This is a genomic window from Spirosoma sp. KCTC 42546, assembly GCF_006965485.1.
GTDB lineage: Bacteria > Bacteroidota > Bacteroidia > Cytophagales > Spirosomataceae > Spirosoma.
Genome location: NZ_CP041360.1, coordinates 7308280 through 7326080, shown reverse-complemented (window position 1 = coordinate 7326080; position 17801 = coordinate 7308280). Strand labels below are relative to the sequence as shown.

Below are 17801 nucleotides of genomic sequence, written 5' to 3'. Positions count from 1 at the left end.
TCCAAGGATGAAAACAACGTGTCGGGTTGGTTTTTCACAATTCTGACGGGTATGGACAGTAAATATACGCATAAAAGCTCCCGCCATCTGGCAAGGCTTTTGTCTAAGCGATGCTTGTCTCTTTGCTTTTGTGAACATAAAAAAATAGTAAAAAAGTTAATGTTTTTTTATGTATCCTAATGAGTATTAGTAGTTTATTTATTCGGTAGTACTCAATACATTCCTTTTTCCAACAAAATAATTCTCAATCTATGAAACAAGTCTATGTATCCACAGCAGACCCATACAGGAATTGGCTGGTTACTCTTTTGGTAATTTTCGCCTGTATGTCAACTTCTAGTGCACAGGTAAAAGGCGTTGTTTTTCGCGACTTCGACTTGAATGGTATTCGCTCCGACACACTACCTATTGAAGTAGGGGTAGGGGGAGTAACCGTTTTGGTCTTTGTTGATTTGAGTAAAACGCCGATTTCAACCACAACGGCTGCCGATGGTAGTTATTCATTTAGTAGTACAGATGTTCCCGCCGGTAAAACTGTACGCGTTGAGTTTGAGGGTTTCCCAACCGGCGACTACAATGGTCCTTACGGAACGGGCAGTGGAACAAGTGTGCAATTTGTAAAAGCGCCCATCGACAATGCCAATCTTGGTATAAACTACCCTTCAGACTATTGCCAGCGAATTGGAATCAATCTGGTCACCCCTTGCTATGTCAATGGAAACACACAGCTGTCGGTAGATAAAGATGGAAATCCCGTACCGGATGACAAGCTAGCCGCTCATTCACCTGCTCTGGTTAGCTTTCCGTACAACGCATCTGGCGTGGCTGGATCGGGTAATTTTCCGCCCAGCGAGCTGGCAACAGCTGGCGAAGTGGGTGCCATATGGGCGCTTGCTTACCAGCGACGAGCTAAAAAAATCTTTAGTGCAGCCGTTGTTAAACGGCATATGAGTTTCGGTCCCGGTGGCCCCGGTGGGATTTATATAACCGACATTGTGTCGGGAACAACCGCAACATTTATGTCGGTTAGCGCTGTGGGAGTCGATGTGGGTGATGATCCGCATAGTAACCCACTGGCCAATTTATTTGGTGATAAAACCCAGGCCAGCACCGACCCCAGCTCGATGACCGCTGCCGGGCGGATGAGCTTTGGCGGTATGGATATATCCGAAGACGATAGAACGCTGTATTTTATCAATCTCAAAGACCGTAAGCTGTATAGCCTGTTCGTTGATTCCCCAGCGGTTGTCCCAACGTCGGCTACCGCCGTAAAATCGTGGGATATTCCAAATCCTGGTTGTTCAAACAGCGATTTTCGTCCGTGGGCACTTAAAGTGCATCATGGTAAAATTTACATTGGGGTGGTTTGTTCTGCCGAAACATCGCAACTGCAAAGTGATCTGAAAGCTACTATTTATCAGGTTGACCCAACGGCTGCTATACCGGTGTTTACGGAAGTGCTATCGTTCCCACTTGATTTTCGGCGTGGCCCAACTGATGTGACTACAGATCCACTACATCCTGAAAATAGTTGTGCTAAATACGATCACTGGCTACCCTGGACGGACGTTTGGCCTACACCCTGTGGTTTAGGAAACAATCCTACGTTTGTGATGTATCCTCAACCCCTTGTGACGGATCTGGAATTTGATGATGATGGCTCTATGCTGATTGGATTTCTGGATCGTTTCGGCCACATGGCTGGCGTAGCTAATCACGATCCAAATGGAAATGGGTTGTATGATGGATTCACGGGGGGCGACTTATTACGAGCTTCTAAGGCTAATGGAGCCTTTGTACTGGAAACGAATGGGAAGTCCGGTGCGTATACGGGTAGTGGAGTTGGTAATAACGAAGGGCCTGGAGGAGGGGAATTTTTTGCTAAGGACAGCTGGTTTTTTATTGACCACATAGGGCATGCTGAGGTAACGAACGGCGCCTTATCCTTTATTCCGGGCTACAGCGAAGTGATCACATCGGCTTTCGATCCCATTGAGAATGTGTATCAGGCAGGTGGCCTAAAAGTATTCAATACGAAAACCGGTGTCAATAACCGTAATTATGTTCTGTATAGTGTGGCACCTGGTTCCTTCGGTAAAGCATCAGGTCTTGGCGGTAACAAAGCTCTTTGCGATCCGGCAACGGTTGAAATTGGGAACCGTGTTTGGTTTGATGATAACCGGGATGGTATTCAGGATGCATACGAGCCAGGTGTTGATGGTATTGTACTGACACTGCATGACATGGAAAATGGCGGTATTCAGATTGGGACACAGACAACCCATGATGGTGGCCAGTTTTACTTTAACAACACAACCGTACCGGGAGGGCTTCTGTACAACCATAAGTATGAAGTTCGGATGGATACGCTCCAGTTGCCCGCGTTGGATATAACGCTGGGGGGAACGAAACCAGTAGGTGGCAAAGCACCAGCCGGTGGCCGGGTTGCTGCACGGGGCGCTCGCCAGGGAGCAGCCACTCCACAACGGTATTATACGCTCTCTCCAGCTAATCGCTCTAACTTTACCGATCCCGACCTGCGCGACTCCGATGCCAAACTCGTTGGTGGGTCAGCCGTGATTGCCGTTACATCACTCGGTGCAGGACAAAATGACTTTACGAATGATTTATCCATCTATTCCTGTCCAGAACTGGTTGCCGAAAAAGATACGATTGCTGTATGTGCCGGTATTTCCATAGACTCGATTGCGGCCGATGGTACGTATTTAAGCCGTGTCGATTCGGTTCGGTTCGTTGTGTTTAGCACTCCTCAATCGGGTACAGCCATGTATGGAAGTGGGGGTGTTGTGCTGGGTACCGTTAAGCCCGATGCTAACAACCGAGCTGTCGTATACAAGCCAACAATTGATACAAACAATAACCTGCCAACTATCAAGGACCAATACGTTTACGCGATTATTTACCCAACTCCCGAAAATCTGGCCTGTCGTCAGTCCAGTGAAACGGTCATTCGAGTTACTCCATCGTTATCGGTTACGGCTGCCGGTGGAGAGCTGAACTGTACCGTGAAGGAGGTTACGCTGACTGGACAGGCGCTTTATGGAGATGGTTCCCCAGCACCTAAGGCAACTTATTCCTGGACTGGCCCGGCCAGCTTTACCAGTTCGCAGCAAAACCCAATCGTATCCGTTGCCGGTACTTATACACTAACGATCGGCAATCCAGATTGCCCAGGCACATTCACACTGGCTACTGCCAGCGTAACTGCCGATACAACCTTGCCTGACTTACAGGCGTTTGGTGCTGCACTACCCTGTGTTAATTGTACGGCAACCCTCTATGCCGAGGCACCGGGTGCTACCTTACTCTGGACTGGGCCTAACGGGTTCACCAGTACAGAGGCCGAACCTGTTGTCAGTACTCCAGGCGAATACACGGTTACCGCAACAGGAGTAAAAGGTTGCAAAATATCGCTGACGGTTGATTTGTTGCCAAGTGAGAGTGATGATCCCTGTTTGAATCACGTCCCTGTTTGTGTGCCTATCGCCATTAAGCGAATTAAATAGCTTGTTAACTTAGCTGAGTCAATCGTTAAACAAGAATGGGAGGCATACTACATGCCTCCCATTCTTGTTTAACGGAAACTGGGCCACTGGGGTAGGATACCCTTATGGGTACATAGAGGCAACGGTGGCGATATCCGTTGCAGATAGACCAGCGCGCTGCCCTACAAAGGTGGTGCCGTCTTTTTTGGTCATCGTAGGCAGGCCATTTTTAGAGAAATCATACGAACCATACAGCATGACCGACCCAAAATCCAACCCACCCCCAGAATCAAACCCATCCATACCCCGCTGAGCATAGGTCTGAAAATCCGGTTCGTAACCGGTCTGGATATTGCCCGTATGGATGTTTACATACACATCCCGATCCACCCGCGACTGTTCGTGCCACAACCCCACCGTGTGCCCAATCTCATGAATCGTATTACCCGTTGTGCAGCCACTGGCTAAATTGATATACTGCTGACTCCCGGCATAGCCCACATTGGAGGAACAACCCGAGCCAACCCGAAACAAAACATAGCCGCGTTGCGTGGTACGGGGAACAAAGCGAATGGGGGTGTTGGCTTCCCAGTGGGCTATGGCATCGGTGACCCGAGCCTGATTGGGCAGTGCCGGGTCAATGGTGTAATAGACGATTTTGTTGGGCCATCGGAGTGATGTTTTGGCTCGTCCGGTTCCCTGGGTGTGGAGTTCGGAAGGTTGCTTAAGGTTATCGGGCAGCAGCAGGATATCGCTCTGGAAGACAGCCTGATCGCCCACAAGGAAGTAGCTGATGGGTTCTCCGTTAAGGAGACCAGTTGTCAGAACGCCCCGCTGGTTAGGAAATGCCTCTTCAGCGCGAGTGATTTTAGCGGTCGGAATAATGGCATCCTGTGATTTTTCGGTTAACTCCTGTGAACAACTAACTACAGTAATAACGAAAGCGGGGAGAGTGGTGAGAGAAAGTTTATAGTTCATCGTCGAGATAATTTAGTTTACCAAATGAACATAAAGGGATTTTATTTGTTTGCATTATTATTAATAAATATACTTAATGGTAGCTATATACAATGTTTAAATCTTAGAGGTAATTTTATAGCTAATTATGGTATCTTATTGAGCGGCCTTATACACGTATCCTGCTTACTTGTTAGATGTATTAGTTGCTGATTTAATAGACAAGTGCCTGAGTAATCTATTGAAAGGTAGTTTACCGAGAATGTAGGTCAACCTGCTTATATCAACAGAGAGGAATCTTTGCCAATGACTCTTCGTTGCTTTTATTGACGATCTTTATTCTATTCATAGATCGATAAAAGCCGCTTTCTGGCAACTCCGGTGAGTTTTTCAGGAAATGACGGATTTTCAACATTATTACCATGCAACTATTTGATGTCGTCATTGTTGGCGGTGGGCCTTGTGGATTGGCCGCCGGTATTGAAGCAACAAAAGCGGGCCTGAACCATTTGATTCTGGAAATGGGTAGCCTGACCGAGTCCATCCGACAGTACCCGCGCCGGATGCGTTTTTTCTCAACTGCCGAAAATATCGAAATTGGCGGCCTTCCATTTTCAATTTCGTCGGTGAAAGCCGGGCGTGATGAAGCCCTCCAGTATTACCGAAAAACGGCTGCCTACTATCACCTGAATTTTAAACTATTTCAGGAGGTCTGGGATGTTCGGAAAGAGGGCGATGTATTTACGATTACAACAACAACGGGTGATCGCTATCAGGCTCGCAAGGTGATCATGGCCACGGGTTATTTCACACGTCCGCGCTGGCTCAATATTCCGGGCGAAGACCTGCCGCACGTATCGCACTATTACGATGAGCCGTTTAAGTATTCGTTTACGAACGTGGTGATCATCGGTGCATCGAACTCGGCTGTCGAGGCCGCGCTGGAGTTATACCGGCATGATGTGAACATCACCATTGTGCACCGGGGCGAAGATTTCCGGAGTACAGTCAAATATTGGTTGGTTCCCGATGTTAAGAATCGGGTGAAAGAAGGCAAAATAAAAACGGTTTTCGATTCGTGTGTTACCCAGATTGATGCGCACCATATAACGGTCAATAACCTGAAAACAGGCGAAGAAAGTCAAATTCCTGCCGATTTTGTGTTTATCCTGACGGGCTATATTCCCGATGCGGCACTGCTTGCCCGTTGCGACATTGAATTAGATCCGCTGACACAAGTCCCCGTTTTCAATAAAGAAACGTTTGAGACCAATGTGCCGGGGCTTTATGTCTGCGGTACAGTACTGGCCGGAATTTATACTGAGAAAGTATTTATTGAGAATGGACGAGAACACGCCCAGGCCATCATTGACCATATTGTGGGTCGTGAGGTGCATAAAGTAGCAGAGTTAATCCAGCGCATTTGAAAATTTTAAACACAGAGGCACAGAGAAAAAAAATATAATAGCTGTGTGATCTCTGTGCCTCTGTGTTTAATAAAAAAAGCCAGAGCAATGCTCCGGCCTTTTCTTGCGACACCAATATTAAATTTACTAATTGAATTATTTGTCGTAGTTCGCGTTTTGCGGGTCCCAGTTGGTCCAGCCTTTGGTCCAGTCGGTGGTTCCGAAAGCGCCAATGAACGTTTCTTTCGTGAAGAAAGAGTCAGCACCTTTGCCATCCCAGATAGCACCCGTTAGAAGAGGTGAGCTTGTTTGAGGGAGGAAGTTAGGCGCTGTCAGCGTAAAGTTTGCTGAGTTCAGTAGCAACGAAGCCAGGCTCGTGCTAGCAATGATCTGATTTTTGAATGCGGCAGTAGTAAAGAATGCCGTAGCCTGATCGTTCGTGATAGCCTGTGCGCCACGAACGGGTGTGGTCATGTTTGCCAGAACAATACCCCGTAACTGCATATTACCAGCCGTAGCGTTGTCCAGGGTGTTGGTCGTACCCGTCTGAGCGTCCAGACGAAGACCTTCTGGATAACCAACTAACAGCGAGTTGAAGATGCTGATTGAGGTATTCCGACGCAGGTGCATACCGGACTGATAAGGACCACTACCCTTTGCCGACGCTGCGTTTGATGGCGTACCTGCCGTTACAAAATTGCTCATGTTGGCAAATACAGGCGCCGTTAGGGGCAGGCCGTTATTCGCTGCTGTTGCTGGTGCACCGGGGTTGAAATTGTCCGATTCAAAACCATTAGAAGCCGATTGGTCAGCTACGTCTGGATCGCGTAGCGATACGCCATACTGTACTTTACCTACATAACCCCAGTCGGTGTCCCAATCATCATCCCACCCACGGAAAGCAATCAGGTTTTTCATGTTGACCGTACCGCCAAACCACTCGTACGAATCATCACCACTGTACGAAACCTGGATGTGGTCGATGGTTGTACCAGCACCTACGCCGTAGAGCGTTAAGCCGTTGATTTCGCTGTTAGACACGTTTGTTAATGAAATGCCACCAAACTCAATCCGGCAGTATTGCATCGTACCTGAGTTGTCGTTAACGTCGGTATAGGTACCGATTGTACCTGGAATACCACCTTCAAAAGCAGTTGCACCAGGTTGGTTGGTAGGAGCCTTACCAATCAGAACAACCCCACCCCAGTCGCCATAATTACGTGAACCGGCTGCTTTGCTTGATGTAAAGATGATTGGCGAATCAGCCGTACCAATAGCGCTGATTTTAGCACCAGCCTGAATAATCAGCGTGCCACCTTTTGCCTGACCGCTTGGGTCCTGCTCTTTAGGAGCCCCCTTAATGATGGTTCCTTTTTCAATCGTCAGCGTAGCGCCCGAAGTAACGTTTACAAAGCCCTGGATCAGGTAAATATTACCAGCGGTCCAGTTGGTGCTGGCTGTAATGTTCGAAGCCACCGTGATAACGGGTTTGTTGCCCAGTGCAAACGCAGTCGTGCTGCTAACCGTTACACCACCCGTCGATACGTTGACTGGCGTTCCGGCATTGGCAGGAACAATAACGCTTAACGAAGTGGTCGTAGCCCCTGTTATCGTAGCCGGTACGGTGCCGAAGGTTACTGTGTTGCTGGTTGGTGTAGCGTTGAACGCTGTACCCGTAATCACTACGGTTGAACCAACTGGAGCCGATGTTGGTGAAATGCTCGTGATACTCAGAACCGGTGCTGGTGTTGCATCGTCGTTTTTACAGGACGATACGACCAGGAATACGCCCAGTGCTAAAACTAGCATGCTTGTTAAGGCTGAGAAATTGCCGTGCCACCCACGGCGCAATTGGTTAACTCGCATAAACATTGGTTTTTAATTGAATTTGATTGGTACTTTCTTTACTGGCTTAAGGAATGATTGTCCGGCGACCAAATGTGTATATAGCGCTCAGTGTGTAGTAGCTGCCTCGTTTGAACTTGCGAAGAACCTGGTCGGCATCAGCCGATTGCGAGGTTACGTCGCTGCCGATTTTACCATCGTGGTTGAAATCCTGTGCAAACCGGACGTACTGGTTCAGCACATCCTGAATACCCAGTCGTAGTTCGAGTTTGTTGTTGACTTGTTTGGTCAGGTTCAGGTCGATCACGTTCCGGGGCATTTCGTAAATGGTTGGGTTGTTCCGGTTGCCTACCGCGAAAATCCGCTGGCCAAACACGTTGTAGAGGATATTGCCTTGCCAGCCCGATTTAGGTGCTGTATAGTACACACCAGCGTTAATCAGGTAAGGCGACTGACCCGCCAGCGGACGCTCGGTATCGGCAATACCACGGATGTCGTATTCACGAACTTCACCACTCAGGTCTGGAGCCCGCACAATATCACCGACATTAACCGTGCTCTTAATCAGCGATACATTACCAACTACTGACAGATTCTGGAGGAATACGCTCGATGAGTTCTGAAACCCTTTGCGCACTTCCAGTTCAACCCCGTAGTTCTGGGCTGCGTTAGCATTGGCAAACGTGTACGCTAAGCCATTCGCCTGGATCAACAGGAATGATTCGATTGGATTGGTAAAGTGCTTGTAGAAACCACTAACCGAGATCAGCTCGTTTTGAGTTGGGTAGAATTCCCACTTCGCGTCGATATTCTGAATCGTAGCGGTTTTTAGAGCCGTGTTACCACGAATGTCGGCCAGCAGGTTGAAGTCGAAGTAGCTGAACGGCGCTAATTCACGGAACTCAGGACGGTTGAGCGACGATGAATACGCCAAACGCAAATTGGTCCGGTCGCTTAACTTATAGGTGAAGTTCAGGGAGGGTAGCGGACTAAATACTTTGTTCGATACCAGTTGTTCCTCAGTCGTTAGGCGGGTTGCGCGGATGCCCTGGTCGTTATACTCGCCACGGAAACCAACCGTCAGATTGGCCTTTGGTCCGAAGTAAACATCACCAGTAATATAACCAGACAGGTAGGTATTGATCCCTTTGTATGAATCTAGCGGCTTGGTACCGTCGAGCAGTGAGAAGCCATTCTGTCCGTTTACATTCGCTGTGCTGAATGCGGTGTTGATATCACTCGCTTTGGCGGTGGTGCTGTTGCCAACACTCTGATAACCGTAGAAACGAGCACCGTAATCGCGGTTTTTGCGTTCGGTATACACCCCGAATCGGATGCGATTAGGCTCCCGGTCGGTTGGGTTACCAAATGTATGTTCGCCATTAACAATTGCTGATCCCACATACTCATGCAGTTTGGAATAGAACCGGCCCACGTCGATTGGATTTGGATCATTAGGTGCGGCAATCGAGTAGGGCTGAAGTTGTCCATCGGCACCCGTAGCGCCTGTTACCCGCTGATAACGAACCCGTTTCCAATCAGGCTCCCAACGACCCGTATACCCGAAGCTGGCGATCCAGTTAATTTTTGTCAGTTGGTTAACGGTATGCTCACCAGCTAGTTGAGAGGTCAGAATACTCCGGTTTTCGAAGCGTTCAGAATAACTCATGACATCGAAGCCATCCTGAAGACGCTGACCTGCCCGAACAACCGTTTCGGTGGTGCTGAGTTGGTTGAACAACGTTTTCCACTCCAGGTTGAAGCCTGGCGAGAACCGTGCCGACCAGTTGTGCAGGATGCCTAAACGAGTCTGGCGAGCGTAATTGGCATCCGTATATTTTTCGGCAACGGCGTTGGCAATGGTGCCATTATCGTATAACTGGAAATCAACGTTCGAGAATTGGTTCGTACTTGCGTAGTTAATGCTGGTCAGGTTGCTAACGCGTACATCGCCTACATCGAATCGACGACCCATGTTGATGGCAAGGCGTATATCTGGATTGACCGTCTGGTTCTGGATACCCCATGAATTCGGCAGCAACTGAGCATAAGCGGCACGCTGTAGCGGATTCAAACTATTGAATTGCCCTAAGCCTGTTGGAAAACTCGTTGGAATTTGCTGATCTTTTCCCCAAAGTCCCAGCCAGTTGAGACCACTTCGGGAGTGCGACTGTACATTCTGAAACGTAGTATTTCCCCGGTAACCCAGTGTCAGGCCAGCATCCAGAAAGTTTTGCTCTGGTCGGCGTTTGGTGTAGATTTTTACAACCCCACCCGCAAAATCGCCGGGCAGTTCGGCGGAACCCGATTTATAGACGATCATCCGGTCGATGATGTTGCTCGGTACCAGATCGAACGAAAACGAACGGGTATCGACTTCGGTCGAAGGGGTAATCACGTCGTTGATCAACACCGAATTATAGCGTGCTGCCAAACCCCGAATAAGTACAAACCGGTTATCGACGATACTGACGCCCGGTACCCGGCGAATAGCGGCTGCCGCATCCCGGTCCTGCGATTTAACGATCTGCTGGGCCGAAATACCAACGGCAATGGGTTTTAATTGTTTGATTTCGGTGATAACGGCAATCTCCGTGTTGGTCGCTTTATTGGCGCGAACAACTACCTCCTGAAGCGATTTTCCTTCCTCATCCAGTTCGGTTTCGATAGCCGTCGTGTTGCCCGATTCAACCCGAACGTTGGGGATTTCTTTGGTTTTGTAGGAGATGTAGGAGATAACAACTTTGTGGGTGGCCGCTGGTACGTTAAGAATGGTGAAATTTCCTTCGACATCGGTCGTAACACCGAGTTGGGTTCCGCTCACAAGCACGGTACAGCCGATGAGCGATTCTTTGGTTTTTCCGTCTTTAATGGTCCCTCGAATGGTGCCGGTCTGCGCAAAAACGGCAGCCCCCCAAAGAGAAAATAGGATAAGTAGTACGTTGCGGTTCATCTTTCTAGTTTTGGTATCGCTTTAAAGCGCTGCAAAACTACCGGCCTAATTCGAGCTGGAGATTACCTGAATATTATGTTTCAGTGATCCGTATGTTATGATTTTTTAATTTCGTTTTAATCTAATTCCTGTTGTTACTTTACATGGTCTATGATCGTAGTTATGTGTAATTTTTCTGTTAATTTGCTGATTTATAGTTAGTTATTCTTTATGGCTGTATGTTATCAAATTAATACAAACGGTTGGTCATGGTATAGAATCATTTATCCCTAAATAGGCTGTTGTCGCTTACAATTGTCATCTTCCAGCCCTTCCAGCCATTGAAACCCGTTCATTCATGACCCCTTATGAAGGCTCACTGACCAAAAAACTCACTCAAGCAATTGAACTCAGAGCCAGCCTGACAAAATGGATAGCTGTATCCGGCAATGATGTTCCCCCAGAAGAACCAGTCCTACAGGCACTCATCCAACGGATTGAAGCCATCAATACGCAGTTTGATGAGCAATGGCAGTTATACTGGGAACTTTCTGAAAAGCGCAGGCTGATAACCCAGGATTCGAGAACAGGTATAAAGCCGCAGAACGAACGACTGTGGGAGGAAATTGGGCATCAGTTTAAAGGAGGGACAGTTGGTAATGATCTTATTAAAGTACTTTACCTGAAAATTCACCACTTACAGCTTCCTCGTTTTCCGGCTAATCGGCGAAAACCGCTACTCTATAAGGACTTACGTCTGCATGAGGATTCATATGCGCTGTTAGGGCAATACTTCTGTTGGTTACTGGATCTGTTACAAATTATTGGTTTTACCCCTCTCTCGCAGGCTTATTGCCTGAAAGAACTTCGGGAGCAGGTTCGTCAATTTACCCGACTGACGCAGGAAGTTACTCAGGAAGCCGAAACATTACGGAATCTCCAGCTCACGCAACATCAACTATATAGACAATTAAATCAGGTTATGAGCGCGGCACGAGGGCGCTTACTGACCTATAAACGAGAAGCGAAACGAGTAATCGATTGAATTACAGTGCCTTTGTAAACGTGGTGTCGGTTACTTATAACCGACCCATAGGTTTCTCAAAACCTATGGGTATAAACAGTAGGTTTTGAGAAACCTATGGGTCAGATTTAAGAATCTGACCTCACTTATGTCTACCTCCAAAAGAGCTTCTACTGCTTAATTAAAGGCTTTTAGAGTAGAAATAGCTATCCTGATATGATTCCCAAAGAGCCTGGAATGATAACAAAAACTTAACATTGGGCTTTTGTTTCTGCTTTTTTTTTCGTAGTTATTTGTAGATTTTTTTATTATCTCAAGACACTAGCAGAAATATATAATGAAAGCTGAAAAAAAGGCCCTTGCCGATTCGATCGTTGCTTCTGTAGAAGCGAAGTTGAGTGACGCCACCGAACAGTCGAAAAAAGTTAAAAAGGCCATCGAGAAATCAGCCGACAAGCTGGCTAAGAAATTAGTAAAGCTGCTGAAAAAAGAAGAAAAGAAGAAGAAGTCAGGCGAGAAAACTGCCAAAGTCAAAGCGGCCAAAACGCCGAAAAAAGTAGCTACCAAGAAAGCTAAAGCCCCAGCTAAGCCAGTAGACGCATAAAGTGACTAAACGTTCGGGAAGCCTGTAAGCCAATAGGCATTACGATCCTCTGCTTTACTACTCCCGAACGTTACTACCCGTTTCTCACTTCAGGTCCTTTCCGGCAATATCTTCCCAGCGATAGTAGTGAAACGTTTTGCCTTCCGACATGGCCACAAATAATCCGTGCGGAAACTGCTTGCCTAAGGGTACGTTCGTCACATCGGAACCATCACTAACCTGGGCAGCCACTTTCACCACTTTCAGGACTTTATAGTCATTCGGATTGCCCGATTCGCCCTCGCGCCGGAAAATGTGGAACTGGTTGGCACCCTGATCCGAAACAAGCAGATAACCCGTTTTTGGGCCCGTTTTATAGATCGAAATCCCCTCGTGATCTTCGGCAAAGCCTGTTTTCGCAAAAAGAGCTAGCTCCTTATTTCCTTTTTCGGGATCGGCATAGTATTTACGAACGCCCACACCTTCGTCGGAGTAATAAACGTAGCCAAGTTCATTGTCGACGGCAATGGATTCAATTTCTTTCTTGCCGCTATAGAGTCCAAAATTCCGCACGAGGGTGGCTTTAACCTGGCCTTTGCCATTGTCTTCGAGCCGATACTGACCAATATATGATCCATTTGTAGGGCCTGTTTTGCGCCCAACCATCGCGTATAGTACACCCGACGGATTTTTATAAAGGGCAATGCCCATCAGATCACGGAAGCCGCTGGTTGTGTCGACAACGAACATAGGAAGTCCACCGTTATCAACGGGTTTCATGTCGGGTAGGGAGAAAATCCGGAGCTTGTGCGTAAACCGTTCGGTAGTTACGGCAATGTCGGTGGGTTTACCGCCCAGCATCAGGCCGTACGCAATGTCGACGTTATTGGGCCGCTTGAGGTCGTGAATCTCCTTGACAATTTTGCCCTGGAGATTAAACACGTAAAGGCCGCCATCCTGGTCTTTGTCGGTACCAATAACCAGGCTTTTGGCGTGATCGGCCGGGTTGATCCAGATAGCCGGATCGTCGGTATCGTGCCGAACGGTGTCGGTAATAACAACGGGCTTGACAGGGGTTTGCGCCGTAGATTGACAGGCAACTAGGAAGAGGGGTAAGAGAACCGCCAGATGATAATTCATGAAATATAACACAGAGATTACGGAGAAAAACGGAGACACACAGAGATCTCTGTGAATCTCGATTTTTCTCTGTGGTCTCTGTGTTACAATTTTTAAAACCTAGTTTGTACCGAAAGCACCAATGGTTGTTGATGGCGCTGGCGATTTGTACAGGGTGCCATTGGCAAACGAAATACCGTCGGCATACAAACGGGTGAAGCTCGTGGTGCCTTTGCCGATGGCGGGCGAACCGGCCTGCAAACGGAAATCCCAGGCTGTATTGAAGGTTGCGTTTTTAGAGTCGGTTGTGAGCGGATAGTTCACAAATTTTGGGTCATTATCGCCCACCGTTTTGCTGATGACATCGTTAGTGCCGGTCAGAATTTCGGTGCTGGGCTGGAAACCCGTAACGCCATCCTGCGTTGCGCCGTAATACAGGTTATTGCTCACCTTGGTCCGGCTGTCTTCCGGGTTTTTAGGATCGCGTTTTACGCCAAACCGGTCATTGGCCAGCAGATTATTATATAACTCCGCCCGAACTGCGATTTCTACCCAGATCGAACCACCTTTGATGGTTGGCCGACGCCAGCCTGCATTCACAATCGTGTTGTTATACGCAACTACATACGCTTGAGGTGTACGGTCGCCGGTATTCGAGAGTTTCAGAGCGTTGGTGTTGGGGCTATAGATCATGTTAAACGCTACGTCGGCCTGAACCCCCGATTTGATGTTGATGGCATCGCCACCCGATACCCCCTGGGTATAAATCTTGTTGTTGGCAACGATCACTTTACCGCCTTCGATGTAAAAACCATCTTCGTTTTGATTGTTCAACCGGCTGTTTACGATAACCAATTTCCCGTTTACATTCGAGTAGTTTACGGCCGGTACGTGATTGCCCGCTGCTGCTTTGTACAAGCCCGCTTTTACGGAGGGTGAACTCTCGGTCGTTACCGCTCCACCATATTCAAGGATGGCATTGTCGATCAGTAGTTCGGTGCAGGTTGGTGCGGCAATGATGCCACCCCACAGATTTCCCCACTGATTGGCCGTTGTTTTCCAGGCATCGGGCACCGTAAATTTCACTGGGTTTGCCGATGTGCCCATTACGTATAGATTGCCTTTTACGATCAATTCAGGCTTCACCGTCGAGTCGCTGAAAATCACGTTGACACCTTCTTCGATCACTAATGACGTGCTGGCCGGAATCTGCAAATGGCCCGTAATTTTATAGGTATTACCTTTCGTCCAGGTCCCCGATACATCGCCCGATACAGCTTCTTTCACAACGGGAGCTGGCGTAACGACAGGATTGCTGTTGTCGTCGCTCTTGGAGCAGCCCACCAGCACAGCAGCCGACAGAGCGGCTAAAATGATTACTTGTTTCATGGTTAGTAATTGATTATGAATTTGTTGAATTGTTATGGGCCGCAGATTTTTATGATTATTATGATCGATTATGATTCTCTAAATCTTTTAAATCATAATCGATCATAACAATCTGCGTTCTATTCTAGTACAGTTTATACCGAATCCCCAGCAGATACGAGCGTTGGTAGAAGTCGCGCCGGATGAGGGTTTTGCCGGATTCATCCTGATTCGGTACGTCTGAATTTTTACTGTTTACGTTTTTGATGAAAATCTCCGTTGGGGTATTGAGCAGGTTATTCGCTTTGGCAAATAGCAGGAGGCTTTTGCCCAGTCTCTTTTCGATAGACGCGTCCATCTGAATGAATCCCTTCTGATACAGGTCGTTATCGACAAACTGCGACACGGTATTGATGCGGGGGCCGGTATAGCTGGCTGCCAGTTGGCCGTCCCACCCATGTTCGGCATCTTTATAGAGCAGCGATAAATTGGCTATGTGCGCCGATTGGCCGTAAAGTGCCCGCGTCTGGTTGACGGTGATGGTTTGCAGATCGCCCTGCTCATTGCGAATGCGCTTTGATTTGGGAGTCGTAATGCTGGAGTTGGTGTAGGTATAATTGGCCTTGATGCCCCACTGACGGAAGTACTTGATGGCGTCAAGTTCCAGTCCCAGGTTTGTGGCATTACCGAAGTTGCCCGGTCCGTAGTACAAATCCTGACCCCGGATCGCATCTTTCTGAAGCGTGTACTCGATGGGGTCCTGAATGTGTTTGTAGAACAGGCCAACCATAAATTGCTCCAGTGGGCGCGGGAAAAACTCGTAGCGTAAGTCAACGTTGTCGGCAATGGCCCGTTTGAGGTTAGGATTGCCCCGTTCCTGGTATTCTTCATTGACAATCCGATACGGAACGATCTCGAAAAAGCCGGGCCGGTTCAGTGACCGGAAGTACGACAGGCGCCAGTTCGTTTGCTCATTTGGCCGGTAGCGGAAGTGCAAACTTGGGAGCACATCCGTATAAATCTGACTGCCGGTTGGATTGTCTTCACCAATCGGAAACTTCATGGCGTAGCCCTGATCGGTATGCTCGATGCGAACGCCCCCGGTTACTTCAAGGGGATGATCGGTAGTGCGGAATTGCAGATAACCCGATGTTGTTTTCTCCGTGGCATCGTAGTTCAGCGCTGACGCGACTGAGCCAAGGGGATTCTGAATGGTCCAGGCAATCTGGTTGTAGTCGGTAAAATCGACGCCGTACTGAGCGAACGGATTGCTTGGTCGTAAGGTGTAATTGTTGTAAAAATTGGTGCGCTGCTTATCGCGGTAGAGGCCACCCGCCATCCATTCGATGGCTATGCCTGCCAGTTTACTTTTCAGGGTCAGGTTCAGATAACCCGCCAGATCGTTGTCGGTGTTATGCTCCCACCGGCGTTGGCCGTCCTGAACGGTGGTGCGCTGCTCTACAAAATTTTTGCGGATGCCTAGTAGTGGCACATAGGTTTGATCCGGAACTTCATTCGTAGCCGAGGAATACACCGCCGACCAGTTGATGGCGAATACCGGCGTTACCTGATGCGTGCCCTGAAGCGTACTGGTATAAATTTTCTGTTTCGTCAGTCGCGATCGGGTTTCGTAGCCCAGTGTTGCATTGCCCAATACCGGATCGAACCCGCCAATGCCCAGTTCGGTTGTTTTTGTTTCGCGAATCTGCTCGTTTGCCAGGCTGATGAGCGCATTGAACCACTGGATTTTGTTATTCTGGTTGATGCGAAAATCCATCTTGGCGTGGAGCCCGTAGCGGGTTTGCCGTTCCGAAAATTGCCGCTCGCTCTGTTTCGTCAGGGTAACGCCCCGCAAGGTATTAACCACATCGCCGGTAAAAAACAGGCTGTTACTGCCCCGGTAGGTATTCTGTAAACTCCCCGCCAGCATAACCCCAAACCGCCGGTTGAAAAATCGATTGCCTATGGCAAAGCTGCCCAGTAAGTTCGGCGGTGGTGTCTGACGGGTATAGGTTGTTGTCGCTTTGTTGAAATCCGAAAATTTGGCGCTGTACTGATTCCCAAACTGTTCGTAAGGTGACTGCGCGTTGATATTCTTTGTATCAAAACCAACAAACGGACGGTTGAAAAACAGTTCACTGTAACCCGATGAAACGTTCGCCAGAATCGTTGGGCGATCGGGCGCGTCTTTCATCACCATGTTAATCGCTCCGCCAACGGCATCGCCTTCCATACTCGGGGTGAGGGCTTTGTAAACTTCGAGTTGATCCAAGAGTTCAGCCGGGAAAATGTCGAGGGGCACGTAGCGGTAGCGGTTGTCGGGGCTGGGAATCTTCACACCGTTGACCAACGTATAGTTGTACCGTTTGTCCATGCCACGCAGAATGGCGTACTGGCCGTCGCCGTTGCTGTTGCGCTCGATCGAAATGCCCGATACACGCTGAATGACGTTGGCAACCGTTAAATCGGGGGAGAGTTCAATGGTTCGGCCCGACACAATGTTGGTCACTTGCAGGGCATTCCGTTCGAGGTCGCGGGCGGTACGGTCACTGCCGCCATCGCGTTTGGCGGTTACCGTTACTTCGGTAATCTGGCGGTCGGTTTCGGTCTCCAGCGGTATATCCAGCGTGATCACCTGCTCGGCACTGGTTAGCTCAATGTCGCGGGTGATTGTTTTGTACGACACGTAACTGATCCGAATTTTATACGTTCCGGTGGGTACATTTTTAATCAGATAGGAGCCATCTAATCCCGACACATTATAGAGTTTGGTATTTTCCAGAATGAGTGTTGCCCCAATGACGGGCTGACCTGTAGTGGCATCGACGGCTCGCCCCCGGATGGTTCCCCCCCAGACGTGTGGGATAAGAAGCAGGCAGACGATTGTCAGTAGTAGTCGGTTCATACAGTTTGCGAATGACAACGAATCACGGGCCTACCTACAGGCAATGGCCGTGTTTAATTGTGTCGCAAAGGTGAGGGAGAGCAGGGGAGCCGGACAAATTTGACCCGTGAACAAAAAGGCAACAAGACGTTTATGAGCGTATACAGATAGGCAACA

Annotated in this window: 10 protein-coding genes; 4 read left to right on the top strand and 6 right to left on the bottom strand. The window is 48.5% G+C overall.

Annotation, left to right across the window (positions count from 1 at the left end; translation table 11 throughout):
• The first annotated feature begins 326 nt into the window (after positions 1-326).
• Positions 327-3527 carry an SdrD B-like domain-containing protein gene (locus EXU85_RS29855; protein WP_246859300.1) on the top strand — a complete coding sequence of 1067 codons (3201 nt, stop codon included), beginning with the start codon at positions 327-329 and terminating at the stop codon, positions 3525-3527.
• A 102-nt stretch (positions 3528-3629) separates the two neighbouring features.
• Here the strand turns inward: EXU85_RS29855 and EXU85_RS29850 are convergent, their stop codons facing one another.
• On the bottom strand, positions 3630-4484 hold the full coding sequence (locus EXU85_RS29850; protein ID WP_142775583.1) for a M12 family metallopeptidase: 855 nt from the start codon (positions 4482-4484) through the stop codon (positions 3630-3632).
• A 401-nt stretch (positions 4485-4885) separates the two neighbouring features.
• On the opposite strand from EXU85_RS29850, the gene EXU85_RS29845 reads away from it, so the two are divergent.
• Positions 4886-5890, top strand: a complete 1005-nt coding sequence (locus EXU85_RS29845; protein WP_142775582.1) for a YpdA family putative bacillithiol disulfide reductase — start codon at positions 4886-4888, stop codon at positions 5888-5890.
• A gap of 135 nt (positions 5891-6025) precedes the next feature.
• Here EXU85_RS29845 and EXU85_RS29840 read toward each other — a convergent pair whose 3' ends face one another.
• Entirely contained in the window at positions 6026-7678 is a 1653-nt protein-coding gene (locus EXU85_RS29840) for an IPT/TIG domain-containing protein (RefSeq protein WP_168207893.1), read from the bottom strand.
• 103 nt (positions 7679-7781) lie between these two features.
• Positions 7782-10667 carry a TonB-dependent receptor gene (locus tag EXU85_RS29835; RefSeq protein ID WP_142775580.1) on the bottom strand — a complete coding sequence of 962 codons (2886 nt, stop codon included), beginning with the start codon at positions 10665-10667 and terminating at the stop codon, positions 7782-7784.
• Between the two features lie 337 nt (positions 10668-11004).
• Between EXU85_RS29835 and EXU85_RS29830 the strand changes: the two genes are divergently transcribed.
• Positions 11005-11691 (top strand): hypothetical protein, encoded by a 687-nt coding sequence (locus tag EXU85_RS29830; protein WP_142775579.1) that lies wholly within the window; start codon positions 11005-11007, stop codon positions 11689-11691.
• A 316-nt stretch (positions 11692-12007) separates the two neighbouring features.
• Positions 12008-12274: a hypothetical protein gene (locus EXU85_RS29825; protein WP_142775578.1), complete on the top strand. Its 267-nt coding sequence runs from the start codon at positions 12008-12010 to the stop codon at positions 12272-12274.
• A gap of 84 nt (positions 12275-12358) precedes the next feature.
• Here EXU85_RS29825 and EXU85_RS29820 read toward each other — a convergent pair whose 3' ends face one another.
• The 3 genes from EXU85_RS29820 to EXU85_RS29810 form a co-directional block, all read right to left on the bottom strand.
• Entirely contained in the window at positions 12359-13393 is a 1035-nt protein-coding gene (locus EXU85_RS29820; RefSeq protein ID WP_142775577.1) for a phytase, read from the bottom strand.
• 99 nt (positions 13394-13492) lie between these two features.
• The gene (locus EXU85_RS29815; RefSeq protein WP_142775576.1) at positions 13493-14761 is read right to left on the bottom strand and encodes a right-handed parallel beta-helix repeat-containing protein; all 1269 of its coding nucleotides are present in this window, start codon (positions 14759-14761) and stop codon (positions 13493-13495) included.
• A gap of 124 nt (positions 14762-14885) precedes the next feature.
• Positions 14886-17645: a TonB-dependent receptor gene (locus EXU85_RS29810; protein ID WP_142775575.1), complete on the bottom strand. Its 2760-nt coding sequence runs from the start codon at positions 17643-17645 to the stop codon at positions 14886-14888.
• Between the last annotated feature and the right edge of the window lie 156 nt (positions 17646-17801).

Excerpts from the sequence above, each read along its gene's own strand:
- EXU85_RS29815 (WP_142775576.1), bottom strand. The coding sequence starts at position 14,761 with ATGAAACAAGTAATCATTTTAGCCGCTCTGTCGGCTGCTGTGCTGGTG.
- EXU85_RS29820 (WP_142775577.1), bottom strand. The coding sequence starts at position 13,393 with ATGAATTATCATCTGGCGGTTCTCTTACCCCTCTTCCTAGTTGCCTGT.
- EXU85_RS29825 (WP_142775578.1), top strand. The coding sequence starts at position 12,008 with ATGAAAGCTGAAAAAAAGGCCCTTGCCGATTCGATCGTTGCTTCTGTA.
- EXU85_RS29840 (WP_168207893.1), bottom strand. The coding sequence starts at position 7,678 with ATGCTAGTTTTAGCACTGGGCGTATTCCTGGTCGTATCGTCCTGTAAA.
- EXU85_RS29850 (WP_142775583.1), bottom strand. The coding sequence starts at position 4,484 with ATGAACTATAAACTTTCTCTCACCACTCTCCCCGCTTTCGTTATTACT.
- EXU85_RS29810 (WP_142775575.1), bottom strand. The coding sequence starts at position 17,645 with ATGAACCGACTACTACTGACAATCGTCTGCCTGCTTCTTATCCCACAC.
- EXU85_RS29855 (WP_246859300.1), top strand. The coding sequence starts at position 327 with ATGTCAACTTCTAGTGCACAGGTAAAAGGCGTTGTTTTTCGCGACTTC.
- EXU85_RS29830 (WP_142775579.1), top strand. The coding sequence starts at position 11,005 with ATGACCCCTTATGAAGGCTCACTGACCAAAAAACTCACTCAAGCAATT.
- EXU85_RS29835 (WP_142775580.1), bottom strand. The coding sequence starts at position 10,667 with ATGAACCGCAACGTACTACTTATCCTATTTTCTCTTTGGGGGGCTGCC.
- EXU85_RS29845 (WP_142775582.1), top strand. The coding sequence starts at position 4,886 with ATGCAACTATTTGATGTCGTCATTGTTGGCGGTGGGCCTTGTGGATTG.